The 20,827-nt window shown below is 50.7% G+C and carries 18 protein-coding genes; 5 read left to right on the top strand and 13 right to left on the bottom strand.

Translation table 11 applies throughout. The annotated features are described in order from the left end of the window. Positions 1 to 35: 35 nt before the first annotated feature. From IEW52_RS10020 to IEW52_RS10075, 12 genes are all read right to left on the bottom strand, one after another. Positions 36 to 1,310 carry a nucleotide sugar dehydrogenase gene (locus IEW52_RS10020; RefSeq protein WP_188629937.1) on the bottom strand — a complete coding sequence of 425 codons (1,275 nt, stop codon included), beginning with the start codon at positions 1,308 to 1,310 and terminating at the stop codon, positions 36 to 38. Between the two features lie 17 nt (positions 1,311 to 1,327). Further along, positions 1,328 to 1,651, bottom strand: coding sequence for a hypothetical protein (locus IEW52_RS10025; protein WP_188629938.1), 324 nt, complete (start codon positions 1,649 to 1,651; stop codon positions 1,328 to 1,330). A 36-nt stretch (positions 1,652 to 1,687) separates the two neighbouring features. After that, on the bottom strand, positions 1,688 to 3,688 hold the full coding sequence (locus IEW52_RS10030) for a hypothetical protein (RefSeq protein ID WP_188629939.1): 2,001 nt from the start codon (positions 3,686 to 3,688) through the stop codon (positions 1,688 to 1,690). 6 nt (positions 3,689 to 3,694) lie between these two features. Further along, positions 3,695 to 4,777 (bottom strand): KpsE/RkpR family capsule polysaccharide export protein, encoded by a 1,083-nt coding sequence (locus IEW52_RS10035; RefSeq protein ID WP_188629940.1) that lies wholly within the window; start codon positions 4,775 to 4,777, stop codon positions 3,695 to 3,697. Between the two features lie 306 nt (positions 4,778 to 5,083). Next, entirely contained in the window at positions 5,084 to 5,752 is a 669-nt protein-coding gene (locus IEW52_RS10040) for an ABC transporter ATP-binding protein (RefSeq protein WP_188629941.1), read from the bottom strand. After that, on the bottom strand, positions 5,749 to 6,546 hold the full coding sequence (locus IEW52_RS10045; RefSeq protein ID WP_188629942.1) for an ABC transporter permease: 798 nt from the start codon (positions 6,544 to 6,546) through the stop codon (positions 5,749 to 5,751). The genes IEW52_RS10040 and IEW52_RS10045 overlap by 4 nt, the downstream gene beginning before the upstream one ends. Next, positions 6,546 to 8,210 (bottom strand): polysaccharide biosynthesis/export family protein, encoded by a 1,665-nt coding sequence (locus IEW52_RS10050; RefSeq protein WP_188629943.1) that lies wholly within the window; start codon positions 8,208 to 8,210, stop codon positions 6,546 to 6,548. Before IEW52_RS10050 ends, IEW52_RS10045 begins: the two co-directional genes overlap by 1 nt. 409 nt (positions 8,211 to 8,619) lie before the next feature. Continuing rightward, entirely contained in the window at positions 8,620 to 8,982 is a 363-nt protein-coding gene (locus IEW52_RS10055) for an RT0821/Lpp0805 family surface protein (protein ID WP_188629944.1), read from the bottom strand. Positions 8,983 to 9,590: 608 nt separating this feature from the next. Beyond that, on the bottom strand, positions 9,591 to 10,871 hold the full coding sequence (locus IEW52_RS10060) for a capsule polysaccharide biogenesis protein (protein ID WP_188629945.1): 1,281 nt from the start codon (positions 10,869 to 10,871) through the stop codon (positions 9,591 to 9,593). A gap of 363 nt (positions 10,872 to 11,234) precedes the next feature. After that, positions 11,235 to 11,603, bottom strand: coding sequence for a hypothetical protein (locus tag IEW52_RS10065; RefSeq protein WP_188629946.1), 369 nt, complete (start codon positions 11,601 to 11,603; stop codon positions 11,235 to 11,237). Between the two features lie 233 nt (positions 11,604 to 11,836). After that, positions 11,837 to 13,255: a cytochrome P450 gene (locus IEW52_RS10070; RefSeq protein ID WP_188629947.1), complete on the bottom strand. Its 1,419-nt coding sequence runs from the start codon at positions 13,253 to 13,255 to the stop codon at positions 11,837 to 11,839. A 249-nt stretch (positions 13,256 to 13,504) separates the two neighbouring features. Then, positions 13,505 to 14,728, bottom strand: a complete 1,224-nt coding sequence (locus IEW52_RS10075; protein WP_188629948.1) for an alpha/beta hydrolase family protein — start codon at positions 14,726 to 14,728, stop codon at positions 13,505 to 13,507. Positions 14,729 to 15,000: 272 nt separating this feature from the next. On the opposite strand from IEW52_RS10075, the gene IEW52_RS10080 reads away from it, so the two are divergent. From IEW52_RS10080 to recR, 5 genes are all read left to right on the top strand, one after another. Then, positions 15,001 to 15,393: a YbaN family protein gene (locus IEW52_RS10080; protein ID WP_188629949.1), complete on the top strand. Its 393-nt coding sequence runs from the start codon at positions 15,001 to 15,003 to the stop codon at positions 15,391 to 15,393. A 70-nt stretch (positions 15,394 to 15,463) separates the two neighbouring features. After that, positions 15,464 to 16,009, top strand: coding sequence for an adenine phosphoribosyltransferase (apt, locus tag IEW52_RS10085; protein WP_188629950.1), 546 nt, complete (start codon positions 15,464 to 15,466; stop codon positions 16,007 to 16,009). A gap of 6 nt (positions 16,010 to 16,015) precedes the next feature. Beyond that, positions 16,016 to 18,556 (top strand): DNA polymerase III subunit gamma/tau, encoded by a 2,541-nt coding sequence (dnaX, locus tag IEW52_RS10090; RefSeq protein WP_188629951.1) that lies wholly within the window; start codon positions 16,016 to 16,018, stop codon positions 18,554 to 18,556. Between the two features lie 40 nt (positions 18,557 to 18,596). Next, a complete protein-coding gene (locus tag IEW52_RS10095) occupies positions 18,597 to 18,926 on the top strand; it encodes a YbaB/EbfC family nucleoid-associated protein (protein WP_188629952.1) in 330 nt (109 codons plus the stop codon). Between the two features lie 160 nt (positions 18,927 to 19,086). After that, positions 19,087 to 19,692, top strand: coding sequence for a recombination mediator RecR (gene recR, locus IEW52_RS10100; RefSeq protein WP_188629953.1), 606 nt, complete (start codon positions 19,087 to 19,089; stop codon positions 19,690 to 19,692). 237 nt (positions 19,693 to 19,929) lie between these two features. Here recR and cdd read toward each other — a convergent pair whose 3' ends face one another. Further along, positions 19,930 to 20,811, bottom strand: a complete 882-nt coding sequence (gene cdd, locus IEW52_RS10105) for a cytidine deaminase (protein WP_188629954.1) — start codon at positions 20,809 to 20,811, stop codon at positions 19,930 to 19,932. Between the last annotated feature and the right edge of the window lie 16 nt (positions 20,812 to 20,827).

Here is a 20,827-nt window from a genome sequence, read left to right on the forward strand (position 1 = left end):
TATAAAATGATAATATCAAGTTAATTATTATCTTTTTATAAGTTTATTTTATTCTTTTTTACATTAGGTAAAATATTCTTCATGTCTAAAATGATATGGTTTTCTTTTAAGTATTCAGCTATTTTTGTTTGTGTATTTATAAATTCATTATGAGCCACACTCAAAACGACTGCATCATAAAAATTCTTTGTAGGTATTTCTATACTATCTAAACCATACTCTTTTTTGACTTCTTGAGCGTTAACCCAAGGGTCAAAGACATCGATACTTATACCATAAGACTCAAGTTCCTCAATCAGATCAATAACCTTAGTATTGCGAATGTCGGGACAATTCTCCTTAAAAGTGAGGCCCATAACCAGTACCTTGGCATCCTTAATCTGCAGACCTTTTTGGATCATGGCCTTAACGAGTTTGCCAGCCACAAAGCGGGCCATGCCGTCGTTAATTTCGCGGGCGGTACGGATAATATCCGGAATATGCCCAACCGACATGGACTTATGTACCAGGTAGTAGGGGTCTACGCCAATGCAGTGGCCGCCTACCAGGCCGGGTTGCAGCTTGATAAAGTTCCACTTGGTGGCAGCGGCTTCAATCACATCGTGGGTATCAATGCCCATCTGGGTAAAGATCATGGAAAGTTCGTTAATCAGGGCAATATTTACGTCGCGCTGAGTGTTTTCTATGATCTTTGACGCTTCAGCTACTTTGATGCTGCTAGCTTTAAAGGTACCAGCTGTAATAATGCTGCTATACAAGCTGTCTACAAAATCAGCTATTTCTGGAGTTGATCCTGAAGTGACCTTCATGATTTTGGTTACCGGCCGTTCTTTATCACCCGGGTTGATACGTTCGGGGCTATAACCTGCATAAAAATCCTTGTTAAAGGTCAGGCCGGACACTCGCTCAATAACCGGAATACAGTCTTCTTCGGTGGCACCTGGGTAAACGGTGGACTCATAAATTACAACATCGCCCTGGCTGATCACCCGACCCAGTAATTCAGATGCCTTAATCAGAGGAGTGAGATCGGGCTGGCGATGATCGTCGATGGGGGTAGGAACGGTGACAATGTAGACATTGGCTGCCTTGATATCTTCTTCATTACTGCTACATACCAGGTTGCTTGCTGCTTTGAGTTCATCACTGGAAACTTCAAGGGTATCATCTATGCCGTCATTCAGCATATTGATTCTAGAGTTCTTAATATCAAAACCAATGGTTTTGTATTTTTTGCTGAATTCAACAGCGAGTGGCAGGCCAACATAGCCCAAACCTAAAACTGCGATGGTAGTATTTTCTAATTTCATTTTTTTCTCCGGTAAGGTTATTTTTCTTCAAGTAACTTAGTCAATATAGCCAGCTCTTGGAATCGTTCCTGAATTGTAATATCTTTTTTCTCTAATTCATTATTTAATTTTATGATTTCCTGGTTAAGTAAGTGGACTTCTTCACTAGCTGACCCCCTACCTGATAAGGATACCACTGGGGTGTTTTTTTTATTTTTTAGTCGCTTTTGGCAAAGCAATAAGTTGGCTTTTACATTTTTCGGGCCAAGTACTTTTTCTGCATCCTTGTAAAGATCATGGGCTTTTTTATAATTCCCTTGCAAAAAATACTTAGCTGCTTGTTGCGTTAGTAACATAGTCATTTTATATGCTTATTTGTTAATAATGATTGTTGTATATTAATGATTGATCTCAAGCATCAGAGCCCCCTTTTCACAATGCAGGCTTGCCTCGTTAAAATGCAGGCTGCGTGCTTTTAGCTGGCTGCGCCACTGTTCGGCAATATGCTGCTCGCCGTTGCGGTGGTAATCGTCGAGGATGATATCCAGCTTGTGTGCAGCCAGATTTTTGAGCAGATGGGACAAAGCTGGGTAACGAGCGCTTTCTTGCTCCTGGGTGCTAGAGGGGCCGTCTACCAGTACCAAGATATGAGCCTCTCGCCCGGCTAGTATTTGTGCCAGCTGTTTGATTTTATCTTTGCAGTCGTAAAACAGATAGTCGCTGCCTTGCTCAGAATAATCCACCAGTGGCGCATACACCAGCTCTACTATTTGGCTCAGACCTTGTTGTTGCAGTGCCTGTTTGGTTTGCTGGTAGAAGGTTTTGTTGTGCTCAAAGCTGATAACTCGTTTGGGCAGATCGTGCTCGCTGGGCATCAGCTGTGTTTGTGGCTCACCGTTGTGCAAGGCCAGCTGGCCATTGCCTTGCCAGCGTTTGTTTTGGCTTAACAAGGCACGTGCCAGCAGAGAGGTAGAGTGGCCGCTGCCAAATTCAATAATCAGGTCGTAGTTATTGTTTTGCACCAATGTTATCAGGTGCTGTGCCAGCTCCGGGCTTATGCTGGTGTCTGAAAACTGCAGTGGTTGTTCACCAAAGCTGAGGCTGTGCTGCACGGCCAGTGTTGCCTGCCATTGGCGATTGCTGCTGGCGTGCATTTTGGTTACATGCTGGCCCAGGGCATTGGTGTTTTGCCGCAGTTGCTCGGCCTGGTCGGCAAACAGTTGCTCCATTTTTTGCTCCAGCTCGCCGAGTTTGCTGCCGGCCTGTTGCTGTTGCTGTTGTTGTAGTTGTGTTGTTAGCTGGTTTATTTGCTCGTTGGCACTGCTTAGCTGTTGGGTGAGTTCAACAATTTGCTGCTCGGCGGCTTCGTGCTGTTTTTTGCGATTTTGAAAGTAGTTTTTATATTTGGTTAGCTCGTCTTCGCTGCTGACAAGCTGTGCTTGTGCTTCTGCCAGAGACTGTTGCAACAGGTTCAGCTGATCTTGTGCGGCCTGTTGCGCTTGCTCTGCAGCTTTACACTGCTCTTTTAGCGCTGCTGCTTCTTTTTGTGTTTGTGCTTGCAGGGCTTCTGCTTCGCCGAGTGACTGCTGCAAAGTGGTTAGTTTTTGGTCTGACTCTGCATTTCGCTTTTTGAGGTCAGTTACCTGGGATGTAAGAGCATCCGCATTATTGCTGGCAGCAACATGCCTGGTTTGCTCCTGCTGCAGCTGAGCTGTTAGCTGGGCAAGGTGCTGTTCTTGTTCTTTAATTGTGGCGGTTAATTTATGTTGCTGCTGCTCACGCTGATATGAGTGCTGGTTAAACTGCCACAGCTGCACGTGAATGTCGGGATCATCTGTGTTTTCTTGCATTAGCTCAAAATGACAGTCTTGCAATTGTTGTGGTAGCTGTTCTGTAGGCTGCTCATTGATATAAAGAGGTGTGGCAGGCAGGGCCAGTTGCACTTGTTTAAATTGCTGCAACAGGCCCAGTTGCGCCAGCTCCAGCATAATGGCGGTTTCTTCACCATTCGCTTCTACAACCAGGCGGTGCGTTTCGCTCTTGGGCAAATTTAGTGTTGCCATCATGGCGGCCGGGGTTTGGGTTTGCACCTGGTGTTGCCGCAGGGTTTTTATGCCGGGGTACAGTTGCAGCAGCCCACTAGGCTGGTGCAGGCTGCTGGCTTCGCTAAGATTAAATTCAATAAAAGTGGCGGGTTGGTTGTTGTGCCGGCAGCTTATGGCCTGCTCCCAAACTTGTGCATTTAGCTGGCTGGCAGCAAGCCGGCGCAGGCTGTTGGCATGAGTAGGCAGGGGCTCTATGAGTACCAGCCGGGCAGGGGCCATGATTTCGTATTCGGGCAACTGGCTGCCGTTGCCGGGACCAATGTGCACCAAGGTGTGAACGGGGGTTGAGGTCATGTTGGTTTAATCCCGGTGGTCGCGAATGATCAGCGTCATCATATTGACAATAAAGGCCAGAAACAGGGTGATAATGGCAAACATGCTGGCATTGTAGAGCCGGTCCGGTTTGGTGGCGTATTCTGGCAGCAACGGGCTTTGCAGCACGCTGACCTGCTTGAGCTTGCGGGCGGCTTCTATACGGGTGTTCTCTAGTGCAGCCAAGGCGCTGGAATAGGTTTGCTGGGCAAACTGGGCTTTTAATTCCAGGGTTTGATAGTCAGCCGAGATGCTGTTAAGGGCATTGCCGGTCTCTTTGGCCAGGCGGTTTTGTTCTTTGCCGATTTGTTTTTTCAGGGCATTGATTTCGCTGTTTATTCTGACCAGTTCCGCGGAACGGCCACTTTGGTAACTTTGCGCTGCGCTATAGCGGGCCTGCATGCGGGCCAGCTCACCTTCCAGCGTACCAACTACCTGGTTGAGACTTTCTACCGTATGAATGGGAGAAATCAGCCCATGTTCATTCTGATAGGCCAGCAGGGCTGCGCGGGTTTCATCCAGGCGGCCTTCCAGTCTGTCTACCTGACGCTCTAAAAAGCGTACCTGTTCTTCTGCCAGGCGTTGGCCCATTTCATTCATATGGGCTTCGCCGGCATTCAGCAGCAACTGTGACATTTGGTGGGCAAATTCGGGTGCAAAGGCTTCTACGGTGATGTTCAGTACTCCGGCGTATTCATCCAGTTCTACGCTAATGCGTTTTTGGTAGTATTTATGCAGTTCTTCTATCGGTGTTTCGGCGTCCGCTAACTGAGAAAACAGATCGCCGTTTTCGCTGTAATGCTCACGAAATGGCAACTCTGCCTGTACTTTGTTTAACATGTCGACTGACAACAAGTGTTCGCGCAACAGCAAGAGATCGCCATGGCCACCACCGCCTTTTATGAGGCTGGTAAAGCTGAATTCGGGTGCGGCAATTTGCGGGCTTTCCAGTACCACGGTGGCGCGGGAGACATAGCGATCCGCCGCCCAGGCGAACCAGTAGAAACTGACGGCGATAATGGCGGCAAGGGCTAGCGCCCAGTGAGGTTGTTTTTTGATGAATTTTTGCATTTTGTTTGTTCAGTTCCTTTTTCGAACCTAGCGTTTATCTGGGGGCGAGCTGTAAGCGGTAAGCTGTCAGCTTTAAGCTGCTTGCTTGGCGTTGTGTGTGATTGCTGTGTTGTGCTTGTTGGTTTTTTCTCTGCTTCGCAGAGACTGCCGGCTAAAGCGGCAGCTACAGAAGCACAGCAGAAACCGGCGGGTTTTGTAGCCGGCGCTTTAGCTGCCGGGGCAGACGGTGCCGAATTATCAGGTACAACGCAGTTTTTTGATTTGCGCCAGCTAAAGCGGCGCCTACCGTCCAGCCAGTCATGAGTGTTACGGCTTCGTTTCCTGGTGGTAGGCGGTTATGGCGTCGTTGATATCGTCGTACCAGTGAGCCTGGCCATTTTTTAGGTAAATACCGGCCTGGCAGAGTTCTTTAAGTATGCCTTCGGAATGCGACACCATAATCAGGCTGGATTGGCCTACCTTGTCTTTAAATGCCTTTGCCGCTTTTTCTTTAAACGCACGGTCACCTACGGCAGTGGCTTCGTCAGAAAGATACACATCAAAATCAAATGCCAGAGACAAGCCAAAATTAAGGCGCGAACGCATTCCCGATGAATAGGTGTTAATGGGGCGATCGAAAGCATTGCCCAGCTCGGCAAAATCTTCTACAGCATCGATAATGCGTTGCACGTTGAGGCCACCGCCTTGTACCCGAGCCACAAACTTGACGTTTTGCCGCCCGGTCATCGAGCTTTGAAAGCCCCCTGAAAGGCCAATAGGCCAGGATACCCGACAATGGCGCTCCACACTGCCGCGTTCTGGGCTGTCCATGCCGGCAATCAGTTTTAGCAAGGTGCTTTTGCCCGCCCCGTTGCGGCCGACCAAGCCGACACTAACGCCTTTGGGTATGGTTAAATTAATGCCTTTTAATACCCAGGGAGCCTCGCGGCCATCACGGTTGTTGTAGCGTTTATAAAGATTATTGATTTTAATCATTTTGCTTTTAACCGTTCTTTATAACGCAAGTGCATCAGCAGCCCCAATGCATTTAGCCCTAAAATCCACAGCCACAAATAAGTGATGCTGGTGCCACTGACCACATGGTAGTTTTCAAAAAAGCTTAAACGTAATAGTTCAAGGCCATGCACTACGGGGTTGAGCATTAAGTATTCAAGAATATTATAAGGCAAACTATTCAACGGCAATATGACCCCGCTGATAATCATTAACGGCATACTCAGCATGCTGATGATTTTGCCAGTTTCAGGAATTAACTTTACGCAAACAGAAATAATCAGCGCCAAGCCCAAGCCTAATGCCCATAAAGCAATCCAGCTAAACAGCGCTTTTATCACGTTGTCTGGAAACAAATGCAGACCCAAACCAAGGCCACCCAGGATAAACAGCACCAGTACTACAGTACGTAGCATGCCATCCAGGTAGGTACGTACCAATACCGTATCTACTGGCTGAACCTGACGATAGGCAAACAAGGCTTGAGCCGAGCTAATGGCTCCCTGGCTGCGGGTCAGGCCTTCGCGTACTAAAAAAAAGCCCATCATGCCGGTGATCATCCAGGGAATAAATTCGGCATTAATTATCAGTCGACTCGCTCCCCTGAGCTGGGTACGTATCAAGATCATGATGGTAACAAACGCCACCGGCTCGAATATCATCCAAAACCAGCCCATGCGATTGGCCATGGTGCGGCTTACCGCCTCGCGCATAAACATGGCAAACCACACGCTGCGGGTTACCTGCCAGGGGGTGCGTGTTTGTAAGTTGCTCATTAAATATCGATCGCTACTTTGGCGGCAATGGCAATCTGGTAAAGAATCTGGGTGAGGGTGCTGGCCAGCTGCAGGTTTTTGGTCGGGGCCTGAGGCAATATCAAAATTTCATCACCCGGGCGCAGGGTAACATCGTCTGCTTCGCGTACTTCGCCGTTTTGGCGTACCACCAAAATGCGGCTGGTGTTGGCTTGGTCGGTAAAGCCACCGGCGCCTTGTATGTAGTCTTTGGCACTGCGATTGGCGTTAAATACCACCGACTGCGGCACCAGCACTTCACCACTGATCAGGAGTGAGTCGGATTTTTCGGGAATCGTAATAATGTCGCCATCCTGCAGGCGAATATCACTGATGTGGCCATTGTTGGCCAGCACCAGCCGGCCGTTGGGTTCAACCTGGCGGGCGCGCTCAATAAACTGGGTGATCAGTTCAGCTTCGCGCACGCGAATTTCTGCTTCTTGTGGAGTAGAAGAAGAGGCGCCTAGGTAGGTGGTTTCCAGCCTGGCCAGGCTTTCGCTTAGTGCCTGTTGTTGGCGTTCGGCCACGCTCACGCGCTTGAGCGAAATGCTGCTGGTGTCGGTCATGGTTTGCGGCACGGCTATGGCATTCAGTAACTCGTGCAGGCGGGCATCGCGCGGCAGGGCAAAGCGTGAAGGGCCGTAATAGCTGCCCTCCAGCTGCACCACTATGGTGTTGTCGCGCATGTCGCTGTTGAATACCACCTGATCGCCACTGTTAAGCGTTTGCTGGCCGAATTCGTTGATTGCCACATAACGGGAGATGGGGCCGGCATTGCGGGCACCGCGCAGCAGCACATGAGTCACGTTGGACTTTAACCGGGCCAGCTGTTGTAGGTCGCGGCCAGTCATGGCGCCGGGAGTCAGTTCGTAACGATAGGCGCGGGCCACGTCACCTTCTACGGTCACTGTGGGGCCACGTTCGGCCACCACTATGGTGTCGCCGTCTTTAAATTGTGGCCGGGGCAGGGTGCCGTCTATTAAAAAGTCATACAAGTCGGCGGTGGCCAGGGGGCGGCCGTTGCGGATCACTTTTATCTGGCGATAGCTGCCGGTGGCGTCGTCTATGCCGCCGGCCTGATCCAGAAAGTACAATAGCGAGTCGTTCGGGGTGCCGGCAAAACGGCCCGGGCTTTGCACGTAACCGGTAACGAATACGGATACCGGCTGCACGCCCTGCAGGTTGGTGTACACCTGTACGTTGTTGGAATAAATGGAGTTAACGGCGCTGCGTACTCGAGCATCCAGCTGGCCGTGTTTTATGCCTTGTACCTTGATGGGGCCCACGCCGGGGATAAAAATATTGCCCTGGGCGTCTACCGGCAATACGCGGTCTATGTCGATGGCGCCCCATACCCGCAGGGTCACCTGGTCACCGGGGGTGATCACGTAGTCGGGGTTTAAGCCGTCGGCGCGCACGCCACTAAAGCCGCCGTTGAACAGCTGACTACCAAAACTGGGCAGCTCGGAAGTAGTTGCTGACTGGCGATTATCGACTGGGCTATAGCGACCACTTTTCCAGTTAGCGTTGGAGTTTTGACTTGCTTGGTCGGCGGCAGAAGGTTCGTTAAAGCGGCTATTTTGTTCGGCGGGTAGTTCGCCGGCGTTGCTGCCAATCAGCTGAGCCTGGGCCGGGCCCGCTAACATTGCGAGTAAGCCGAAAGGTAGGGCGAGTTTTTTTAAGGACATGACTTGTTCTCGAAATCTTAAAAGCAGCTGTAAGCTATAAGCTGTCAGCTTTAAGTTAAAGACAAACACAGTGAGGTGAGGGCTGCGCTGTGTTTGTGCGTATTAAGTTGTCTGTTGGTTTGCCGTGTTGAACACGGCCTGCCGGCTGAAGCGGCAGCTACAAGAGCCTTTGGTGTGTTGCTGACAGCTTAAAGCGTACAGCTGCTCTTGTCGTCATTGCGAGGAGTGCAGCGTCGCGGCAATCCATGAACAGAAAGCTGTAAGCGATCAGCTAAACAATGAATTGCTTCGCTCGCAATGACAGATAGAGCCAAAGCAGGTGTTTGTTTTAAGTTTTCGCTTTTTCTGATAGCTAACCGCTGAAAGCTTATAGCTCCCCGAAGGGGCGCTGCTGAAGGTCTCGGCTGATTGTCCAGCTGCCATTTTTAAGCTGGCAGGCGATGTGCTGTTGGGTGTTGCCGTTAGGCTGGCTTACCTGCAGTTGGCGGCAGGTGCGGCCGCTGGCGGCAAAGTAGGCTTGCTCGGCCATTACCTGAACGTTGGGGCCCCAGGGGCTGGTGGCGAGCACCGTAGCAGTGGCAGTGCTGGTGTTGAGATATTGGGTAAGCGCTACATTATCTATTGCAGGCTGCGAACCTAGGTTGTTCTGTTGCTGGTTAGCACAACCACTGGCCGCCATTATGCTGAAGGTAAACAGGCAGACAAGTATCTTGTTTCTGGATAACTGCATGGAATAATACGCTCTGTCGTTTTTTATGTAAATTGCAGGCAATTCAGTTGAATTAAAGAAGCATTCAAGCGGCGGTCATTAAATAGGGTATTTACTTTCACTTGAAGCATATTTTGTGCGGTAGTGACGCACAACGAAAAGTTAACATTTATTGATTGTTAACTCTTATTATTATAAAAAGACACGCTACCGCCCTTAGGTTACAGCTCCCAATTCGCTGGTATAACTCTGGAAGTATTACGACTTTTGCAAATTGCAAGGCGTAAGTTTTAAAAAAATCGCGTAATAATAGCACTTCACTGTTATAGGTGCGACTGCCAGTAGTTTGATTGCGTGATTAATAACCAATGCTTCGGAGGTCGATGGTATCAAGCCGTTAGCTGCAGGTTTAAGTTAAAACCTGAAACCGTTTTTGCCACGGAATCCACGGAATCCACGGAAAAATTAAGGTGGGATAAGAGCGAAAAGTGACAAAGAATTTTATCGGTAAGGTCTTGGCCTGATGCCAGGCCCTTTGGATTTTGGTTTTCTTCTGTGGGTTCCGTGTTCTTCCGTGGCGAAAATAGCGCTTGTGCTGTCATCTTTAACTGTCAGCTTGCGGCTGTATTTCACGCCACGTTTTTATCTTGATTATCCATGCTGACCAAACGTGTCGCAGACGCGGGTATGAGCTGTGGTTGTACCTTGATAGCCGGTACCGCTTTTTGTTCCAGGTGTTGCCATATGTAGTTGCAGGTGCTTTGTGGCTCGCAGTAAAAGCTGCCATTAAGTTGGGTATGCTGCAATAAAAAGGCTCTAAGCTGTTTAAACAAGATGACGTCTACCGGGGCGGGGGAGCGCCAGTAGTTGGCTAGCGAGCCTTGGGTGGTGAGGCCCAGAATATCATATAACGCCTTGCCCAGGGTAATGGTAGGCACATGATGAAACAGCGCAGACAGGCCTACCGTGCTGTTTACCGTGACCACACCCTTGCAATGGCGGTAAAGGTCGGGCAGCGATAATTCAAAGCCGTAAAATACCCGCTGGTTGACGCCTAATTCTGTGGCTTGTTTGTTAATCTGCTCACGATAATGGGTGTAGCCCCTGTCCATGGGGTGGTGCTTGAGAAGCAAGATGTCATCTTTTGGCGCGTGGGCTGCAAACGAATCTATTATGTGGGTGATGGATTCCGACACATCGCTAAAATGAGAATGGGTGCGAATTTGAAAGTCGTCGGCAACCTGCAAGGGGACCAGATGAATATGACCGGAGTGATGGTCAATCAGCTGCTGTTGCAGTGCTTTGTCTTTGGCAATATGAGTATATTTGGTGTACCAGCCTTTTAGCCAGGCAAGGCCTTCTTGCCAATAAGGACGATGGCGGTGGTGCACATAGCGACGAAACTGCGGACGACCCAGCTGTAGGTTAAGGTAATAGCGCATGGCGTAAAAGATGCGCCGCTTGAAATTGGGCTTGATATCCAGCTTGTGTTTTACGTGTTCTGTGCTGCCATTGGGAAGTTGTTCGGCGAGTTTGCCAAACCAGGTGCTGTGCGCGTTTACACCGTTTTGTTCCAGCGTAATGTAGTGGGGGCGCAAATAGCCTTCTTCAAACGCAAAAAAGCGTATTTTATGAGCAAGGCAAAATTCTCGTGCCACGGCATGATATTCGCGGCAGTCGCTGTAGCAAAACAGGGTGTCTATGGCGTGGGTGTTGATGTATTCCGACAAATAATGTCGCCACTCGGGCAGAGAGCCTGTGTAGTCAACCTGGGTGCCGGCACAAGGCCAGCACTTGTCGCCACCATTAAAATGGATTTTATGAACTCTAATGCCCTTGTCATTCAAAAAATGCGATAGGTGTTGGAAAAAAGGCCCCAGTGGCCCTTGTAGCAGTAATACCGATTGCATGAGAAGTCCGTATCCGGTGGTTATTTTTATGGTGGCGCACTAGGCGCGAATAGTAACAAAAAAGAAAGCGAGAGGCGAAAATAATAGCCCTTCGAGGAGCTTCAATCCGGTAGCTAAAACAAAATCCCAAGCCACAAGCCTATTTTTGCCACGGAATCCACAGAACCCAAGGAAGAAAGATAAAACCTAGAGCTCGGAAGAGATTGTCTTCTTTTATAGGGTCTTACCCAAAAAATTCGCTTTTGGGGTTAGCTTTTATTTTTCCGTGGATTCCGTGTTCTTCCGTGGCCGATAAGTCTTTGGTCTTTAAAACCTAAAACCGCGGGGTTTCTTCTTTACTGCTTACAGCGTATGGCTTCAAGCTTATGGCTTTATCTTCAGGCTGTTTTTTATGGTTTGTTTGTGCAGGCCTTTTTGCAGTACCAGGTCGACCAGGGGTTGTTCGCGTTTGTTGGCGCGTTGGCAGTGGTTCTCTTGAAACTTGTTGGTCAGCCAAATGACAAACTTGGCCCAGTGTTTGTTATCCCGTTCGCGCCAGGCGTGGGACGATACTGACTCCCAGGCGTAGCCGTTTAATACCGATGCGTTTACAAAATGATCCAGCGCCCGCACGCCGCTGCGGGCACGTTCTACTCTGCCAACAAAGCCAACGTAGCAAATAATCAGGTAGCCTAATATAGCCAGTGGCACTACGGCACACATCAGCAAAAATCCGGCGAGTCTTTCTTTCATTAGTCTTGTTCTCTGTTGTTATATAAATAGGGTTAAGTCGTTCTGGGTAACGGTTGCGGAGAGTCGTTGGTCTTTAAAACCTAAAACTAAGAGCATTTTTTGCCACGGAATCCACGGAAGAAAACCAAAATATAAAGGGCTTATTCTATGTAAGATCTTACCCCATAAGCTCTGTTTGATGTCTATTTTTCGGTGGGTTCCGTGTTCTTCCGTGGCAAAGAGTTTTTCTTCTGTTATACGTATGTTTTGTTAATGGGGGTCAGCACTATGCGCATGCCATTTTGCGAGCGAATGGTGAGTTTGCCTACCGGTTCGGGCACAAAGTCGTCGGCCAGGGCAAAACGATAGTCTTTTAAAATAGTGGCCAGTATCAGGCTGGCTTCTTGCTGGGCAAAGGCGGCACCTATGCACACTCTTGGCCCTGCGCCAAAGGGCAGGTAGGATTTACTGAGCGGCGTTTTCAGGTTTTTGCTGGTAAAACGACTGGGATCAAATCCGTTGGGATTGTCCCAAAAATCCTGATGGCGGTGAATAAGCCAGGGCGAGATCATGACCGATGACCCTGCAGGCATGTTTTTGTCGCGCATTTGGGTGGTGTGGGTGCATTCGCGGGACAAAAACCCTACCGGCGGATAGAGCCGTAATGCCTCGCGAAAGGTGTCACGTACCAAAATCATTTTGCGCAACGCCTGTACGCTCATGGCTTGGCCTACTTGTTCTGCCAATACGGTTTGTACTTCTTCGCGGGCTTGTTGTTGTACCTCTGGATACAACGCCAGTAAATAGAGTGACCAAGTTAATGAGCTGGCGGTCGTTTCATGGCCCGCTAAAAACAGCATGGAAATTTGGTCGACTATTTCATTAAAAGAAAAAGGTGCTTGGCTGTCTTCATCAACCGCTTGTAATAAAGAAGATAAAATATCTTGCTGCTCTGCCACTGCAGCCTGACTTTGTGGGCATCCTGCACGCGCGGCTTGCGCTTGGTTGTAGCGTGGCGTGACTATCTCTTCTATGGCGCTGCGAATTTCTTTGGCGGCTTTAATACGCTTGCGCTCACTTGCCCCCCTCTGCATAAAGGCCGGTGCCTTAAACATTTTCAGCAAGGCAAGTTTGGGTGATTCTGCTTGAAAGCGCACAAAGGCGGCAAGAATGCGTTCGGCTTTGTCGGGGGCAAGCTCAGTTGACATTATGGTACGAAAAATAATGTCGGCAGTTACAAAAGTCATTTCCGGGTCTATGTCTTGACCGGGTTGATGCTGAGTGAGCCGAGTCGACATATCATTAACGGCGGCCTGCATTAAACCAAACACTTGCTGTACGCGGGTGTGTTTAAAGGCCGGATCCAGCATGTTGCGCTGTTTTTGCCACTGTTCGCCGTTGGTGGTGAATATGCTTTCGCCCAGCAGGGGTTCTAGTATCTCGCCCAGCAGTCGGTTTTTAGGGAAGTTGGCAACATCCTGCACCATGACTTTGCGTACCAGATCCGGCTGGTTCACCATATACAGCCTGAATCCCGGCAGTTTAAATTCACCCATTTTCATGCGGTAGCTGCGCTCGTACAAGGCATCCAGCCAGGAATGACGTTTTTTGAAAAACACCTTCCACAGCGAGGATTTGCTTTTGGCGGGTTTAGGGAAAACTGGGCAGGTCATGAAAAATCCTCTTAAAGATAAACACTAAAGACTTTTTTGCCACGGAATCCACGGAACCCACGGAAAAATACTAAAAGACCATTACGGGCTTTATCATAAACATCACGACACGCTAAATCATATGTAGGGTCGAATTTATTCGACCAAAATCATGGCACGGCCTTAAAACGGTCGAATACTCTTTGCATAAAATATGGACCCTACAAGAACATGGTGTTTGTCTTTAACTGATCGCTTCTGGCTTACCGCTTACAGCTCCCTGAAAGGGGCGTTTATATGGTCGACGACGCGTTTGGGGCCAGCGGTGAAAGCAAAGAAATCGTAAGGGCCAGGCTTGTCGGTGGCCATTAAATATAAAAAATGCATGGTATACCAGGCGCGGCGCAGTTTTTTATATCGGGCGGCATGATACAGGGTAAAAAAGCGTGGCGACAGTAACCGGGGGCCGGCATGAGGCGCTTTAGTCAGCCCGCAAGAGGTAATGGGGTCGAGTAGCGGAAAGCAGGCTCCATCGGTGGGTGCCGTGTAATCCAGCCAGGTTAAGCGTGGGTCTTGGCCAAGTTGTTGCAGCTGTGCTCTAAACTGTGTGGCTTTGGGTTGAAAGCTGATCAGCGGTATACATTGGCCCAGGGTGATCAGCACGACTCTTTGGTTGGCAAAGTTCTCGTTGCCTGGCTTGTTGCTAGCTTTGTTGTTGGACAAGTGCGTTTGCGGTAAGGCGCTTAATACCTGCGCCAGAGTTGGGATGACCATCATGGTGCCTACGCTATGGGCAATAATGACTATTTCATCGTTTTCTGGATTGTTGATGGCGCGGATAATGTGCTCGGCAAACTGTTGGCTGCGAGTATCCAGCTCGGGAATGGTGCCTTGAGCCCACTTGCCAGAAAAGGCATAAATGCGCTGTAACCAAAATACGGCCAGCTTGCTGCCCACTTTTTTTACACCATGCAGGCTGATCAGCAATATCAGTACAGCAGTTATTAGCGATAACCCATAAGCTGCTACAGAAGGCAAAGCATGACTTGGGGGAAGACTGTGGTAGGCAATACTCGCGCCCCGGTAAGCCAGCAGACCGCTCACGCTAATCCCTAACAGCAGATAAAGCGCGGGATACAGGCCGGCTATAAGTTGCTGACGCGAGGCTTTGGCAAACTTTATGACATTGCCATTGGCAATGTAGAGCATAAAAAAACAGTAAAAATCGCTGATGATCTGCCGCCAACCTTTGCCCCAGTGCTGGCGCACTATGTCGTCCCATCCCAGGTAGTGATACTGAGATTGAGTGTGCGCCGTGCTTAGTTGCCACTGATGATGGTGGCTGCTGTTACGTCGCCTGGCAGATACGTTAATATGCAGCCCATTTACTGGAGCTTGCTGGGCGGCTTGGCTGCGATAAAGTCGGTGATAATGGCTGGCCCCACGGGGGTCGAACCCATGAATATAAAATACCTGACGTTGCTTAACGGTCAATCCATTGTTCCTTTCTCATTCACGGTTTTGGCCCATTACTCTTTGCGCAAAACATGGAGCCTACAAAAAACCAAACACCGGTTTGTAGGATTGATTTCATTCGACCGCTTTAAGGTCGTGCTTACAGAACAGGCCAGTCGAAGTCTTCAGGTGTTGAAACGGCGATAGAATACCTGAAAATGAATGTTGGGGCGAGCTGGTGGATCAAAGTGGCGGCCTCCCGCAAGGGGAGGCATACTGCTATAATACTCAGATGATTTCAGAAGGGCGTTATGCGTATACTATTTGCCCTGCTTGGTGGCATTTCACTGGCATTGGGCGTGATAGGGGCTTTTTTACCCGTGCTGCCGACCACGCCGTTTGTGTTGTTGTCGGCTTGTTTATTTGGCAAGTCGTCTCCCCGCCTGCATGGCTGGATGGTTAATCACCCCTGGTTTGGCACCATGATCCGCGACTGGCAAACCCACAAGGGGCTGCGACTCAAGGTACGGCGCCGGGCGCTGTGGATGATGGCGCTCAGTTTTGCCTTTTCTATTTATATTGTGCCCTTGTGGCAGGTAAAAGTCGGGCTGGTACTGACCTTTATCGTGCTGTTGGTATGGTTTTTACGCTTACCCGTGGTACCCGACCCGTCGGCAGTTGCATTGAAGCAAACTAGGCCCTAAGCTAGCCGCCATTCACCTTTAATTGCCATGCCCGTGTTGTGTCCGGGCCAACCAGGGCTGCCTGTCTATTATGAAACAAGAAACCCTTAAACTGATTGCCGATAGCATTACTTCTATTCCCGATTACCCGCAACAAGGGGTTATTTTTCGCGACATTACCAGCCTGGTGGAAAACGCAGAGGCCTTCAAAGCCACGGTTGATGCATTGGTAGAGCTGTATAAAGATGCCGGGATCAACAAGGTACTGGGCACCGAAGCCCGGGGCTTTATTTTTGGTGCTCCGGTCGCTGCGGCTTTGGGGGTAGGTTTTATTCCGGCGCGCAAGCCCAACAAGTTGCCACGAGAAGTAATAGAAGTGGCCTACGACCTGGAGTACGGCCAGGACAAGTTGCAAATCCACGTCGATGCGATAGCACCCGGCGAAAAGATCCTGATTATCGATGATCTGCTGGCCACCGGCGGTACGGTAGAAGCCGCCGTCAAGCTGGTGCGCCGTTGCGGTGGTGAAGTGCAAGAAGCGGCTTTCGTTGTGGCTCTGCCCGCATTAGGTGGTTTGCAGCGCCTGAATAACATGGGTATTCGCGTGAATAGCCTTGTGCAGTTTGATGGTCATTAATTACCGATGAATTATCAGGTTCTTGCCAGAAAATGGCGTCCGCAGCGCTTCGCCGATGTAGTGGGGCAGCAACATGTGCTGACCGCGCTTATCAACGCTCTTGCACAGGGGCGGTTGCATCATGCGTATTTATTCAGCGGCACCCGGGGGGTCGGTAAAACCTCGATTGCCCGACTGCTGGCCAAAGCGCTGAACTGTGACACCGGTATCACGCCTGATCCTTGCGGCGTGTGTGCCAGTTGTCAGGAAATAGAACAGGGGCGCTTTGTTGATTTATTGGAAATTGACGCCGCCAGCCGTACCAAGGTGGAAGATACCCGTGAATTGCTCGATAACGTGCAATACCAGCCGGCTCGCGGGCGTTTTAAAGTCTATCTGATCGATGAAGTGCACATGCTGTCGCGACACAGTTTTAATGCGCTGCTTAAAACCCTGGAAGAGCCACCGCCCCATGTGAAATTCTTGCTGGCCACCACGGATCCGCAAAAGCTGCCGATCACCATATTGTCGCGCTGTTTGCAGTTTCATTTAAAAAGCCTCGAACCCGAACAGATAGATACCCAGTTGCAGCATATTCTGCAACAAGAGCAACTGCCCTTTGAGCCAGAGGCCACGGCAGCCTTGTCCCGGGCTGCCGATGGCAGCTTGCGCGATGGCTTGAGTCTGACCGATCAGGCGTTGGCCTTTGGTAACGGTGAGGTCAAGCTGGCATTGGTTGAGTCGATGCTGGGTAATCTCAACCGCAGTCAGTTACTGGCGTTAGTTGAAGCTATTTTGGCCGGTGATGGCGAGACTTTGCTGGCGCGAGTGGCCGAGCTGGCCAGCCAGGGGCCGGATTATGACCAGGTACACAAGGAGTTGATCGGCTTTTGGCATCAGCTGGCGCTGGCACAGTTGGTAGTGGCGCAACAGCAACAACCCTATGCCGGTGAACTTAACCGATTGGCCCCCCTGGTTTCATCCGAGCAGATACAGATTTTTTATCAGATTTGTTTGCAGGGCCGTAAGGATTTGCCGTTTGCCCCCGATGGCCGTTCGGCATTGGAAATGACCTTGTTACGTACCCTGGCGTTTCGTCCTCAGGCTCCGGTTGTCACTGCCGTCGCTCAAACTGCGACCACAACTGAAGCCATATCGGTAAAAAAGCCTGAGCCGCCTTGTGCTGATCCCTCGTCGTTAGCGGCAGAATCAGATGAACAAATGGCGGCTAAACTGTGGCAAGAACAAGACGAAATATTGACCGAAGCCGGCAGGCTGGGCCAGATTGTTGCCCCTCCAGCAACGGTATCTGACCATGTTGCCGCGAGTGAGTCGACAGCACCCGTTACAACCGGGCTGTCAGAACCGGCCGTTGTACCTCCCCCTGCATCCGCATCGCCGCAAGAGATAGAGGCGGATGCGGGTGTGAGCTTGCAGGCTGGCGATCAAGAGCGTGTTCAAGAGCGTGTTCAAGATAGTACTCAAGATAGCAGCTCGGCTCACAGTAACGGAGTAGAAAAAACAGAACATAGCGCTGATGCCTCTGTCGTCCCGGCATTGGCTGCAACCAGTGCCGTGGAGGATCCGGCCGCAGCCGATGTGGCGCGTATTCGCCGTTTGTTGCAAACCCGCAATCGTTTACGCAGCCAGGATCCGGAAAAAACCACGACCGCCAGTCAGTCTGCCATCAAGCCAGTCGCTAAACCTGTTGTTAACCCCGCGTCTGTTAAACCCGCAACGCCAGCCGTCACATCCAAGTCTGAATACAGGGCTGGGTTACCTGCTCAGGCTTCTTCGGCTCCTAGCCGCGGGCCGCAGCCTGATGTGGCGTCTGCAAGCCCCGAACGTGCGCAGTCACAGACACGGCAGGGTACAGACGAGTTACCGCCTCTCGATGCTTATGGCGATGTCGGCTGGAGTAATGACGATGATGATGTGCCGCCATGGAGCAACGAGGATACGCCCATGCAGCCGATGCCTGCAGTGAATTCGCCACCGGCAGCCCCCCGGCAGGCGAATACTCATCACTCGGCTACTGCGCCATCAGTAAAGACGCCGGCAGCTCGTCCATCCGCACCTTCAGTCGTGCCACCCATTGCGGCTCCAGTGGCGCCCATGGTCAGTGCACAGCAGTGCGCGACGGATCCCGAGCCCTTGAAGGCGTCGAGTTTACTGCCTCGGGCAGACGATAATTGGGCGAGATTGGTGGCCGAGTTACCGCTGGGTGGCTTGTTGCGCCAACTGGCTATGCACAGCAGTCTGGAAGAGAAAAACGCTCAGCAATGGCAGCTTTGGCTAGCCCCGGAGCACAAGCATTTGTTAAACGAGAAAACGCGGCAAGAGCTGGAGGCGGTGATCCAGCATCATCAACAACAAGCTGTTAGTATTCAGGTTGAAGTAGGCCGACAAGCAGGCTGCCAAACCCCGTTTGAAATAGAGCAGATTCTGTATCAAGGCGCCATTGCTCAGGCAAAAGATGAAATTGAGCACGATGATGCGGTACAATTTTTCATATCGCGCTTTGCGGCGGTGCTTGAATACGAGAGTATCGAGCCCATGGCGCAGTAGCGCCGGGTTTTATTTATCCATTAATCAAGAGTGAGCATATATGTTTGGTAAAGGTGGAATGGGCAATATCATGAAGCAGGCCCAGCAGATGCAAGAAAAAATGCAGAAGCTGCAGGAAGAGCTGGCCCAACTGGAAGTGGTTGGCGAAGCCGGTGCTGGCCTGGTGAAAGTGACCATGGCAGGCAGCCACTCGGTTCGTCGTGTAGAGCTGGACGAGAGCCTGCTGCAAGACGACAAAGAGTTGCTGGAAGACCTGCTGGCAGCGGCCGTAAACGATGCGGTACGTCGTGTAGAAGAGCAAAACAAGACCCGCATGGGCGAGCTGACCGGTGGCATGTCTCTGCCACCAGGCTTCAAAATGCCGTTCTAAATCAAGCTTTAAGTATTAAGCTGGAAGCTGGAAGAAAAACACTGGTGGCTGAGCACGCTGTTGCTTATCTTTCAGCTTCTAGCTTCTAGCTTCTAGCTTCTAGCTTCTAGCTTCTAGCTTCTAGCTTCTAGCGTTCAGCTTTACCCCCAAGAGTGATGTCATGCGTTTTAGCCCCCTGTTGGATGAATTAATCAAGAGCCTGCAAGTGTTGCCTGGCGTGGGTCCCAAGTCGGCGCAGCGCATGGCCTTTGCCATGCTGGAACGACAGCGGGCCGGTGGTCGGCGTTTGGCTCATGTGCTGGATCAGGCGCTGGACAATATCGGGCATTGCCGTCAGTGCCGTACCTTTACCGAAGAAGATATCTGCCCATTGTGCGCTAATCCCAAGCGGGCAAATAGCGGTCAGTTATGCATTGTGGAAAGCCCGGCCGATGTGGTGGCCATAGAACAAACCGGCCAGTATCAGGGGCGTTATTTCGTGCTCATGGGGCATTTGTCACCCTTGGATGGCGTGGGGCCCGAAGAGCTGGGGCTGGACAAACTGGCCGATTGGCTGGCAACCGAACCTTTTCAGGAATTGATTCTGGCCACCAACCCCACGGTAGAGGGCGAGGCCACCGCCTATTACATTGCCGACATCGCTCGCACTCATGGCATTGGCGTCAGCCGCATTGCCCACGGCGTGCCTATCGGTGGCGAACTGGAGCTGGTAGACGGCAATACCCTGAGCCATTCCTTTATGGGTCGCAAGCTGTTTGCCGAATAAAAGACAGCGGTACGCCTTACGTTGTACGCCTTACGTTCAAGATAAATACCGTCTTTTGTAGGCGCTGCTTTAGCTGCGTCATTCTGCGCAGCAGGATGGTTATTAAATCCCGCTGAGACGGGACTGCTAGCTAAAAGCAGCTACAGAAACCACCGCTCTTGGTTGGCCCTTATGCTGTCTTACCGGTATAGGGTCGAGCCCAGCATGACGGCTCCGGTATCTAAAAATCTTCACTCTTCACTCTTCACTCTTCACATTAACTTCACCAAACTGTGCTTTTTCCAACGGGATCGAACAGAGGGATGCCAGTAGCTGTTCGGCATTACCTGTCTGTTGCACCTTTGCCCTTGCCTCAACAATAAAGGCACGTGTAATGTCTTTGGGTTGATAACCGTGTAAAAACAACTGACTCAGGGCTAATTGCATGGGGCTTAAGCCCGGGTTGAACGCTGCATTTTCCAGGTAACGGCCGAGACAAAGCTGGCCGTCGCTCAGTTGCAGCGCCACGCCGGCACGATTGTGACTGTAGGGGGCATAACTGGCGTTGGCTTCATCCAGGGCGGCAAACATCAGGGCGTCATGGTTATTCACCTGGGCGTTGTCGGCGGCGACCAGATTGCCGGCGGGTCCGTTAAGCATGCCATAAGACTGCTGTAAATCTGCGGGGCCAAAGGCGTGAGGCAGTAACTCACTCAGCATGAAATGATCCTGGGGCAGCACCAGCATCAAACGGTCTTGATTAAGCTCGTGCATGAACTGGCGGCAATGACCACAAGGATTGGCGCTGACGATGATTTTTTCGATATAGCGCTCATCAAACAAGGCTGCATGACCAATCGCCGATTGCTCTGCGTGCAGGGTACAGCTTAACGGCTGAGCGGCTATTTCCATATTCGCCCCCAGATACCAGTGCCCCGAACCGCCCACGGCGATAGCGCCGACCACAAAGTCGGACACCGGTACCTGAGCCTTTTGCTGGGCGAGCGGCAGCAAGGCAAGGGCCAGCGCTTCTTCACCAAGCCCGGAGGCCTGCATTAGAATGGTGATGTGCTCGGGACTGAAACGCGTCACGTCTTTCAGCCGGTGTTGTTCTAATGTTTGCTCAAGTGCTTCATCCATTTTATGACGCCTCTTT

This window comes from Oceanisphaera marina (assembly GCF_014643915.1).
In the GTDB taxonomy this organism is placed as follows: Bacteria; Pseudomonadota; Gammaproteobacteria; order Enterobacterales; family Aeromonadaceae; genus Oceanimonas; species Oceanimonas marina.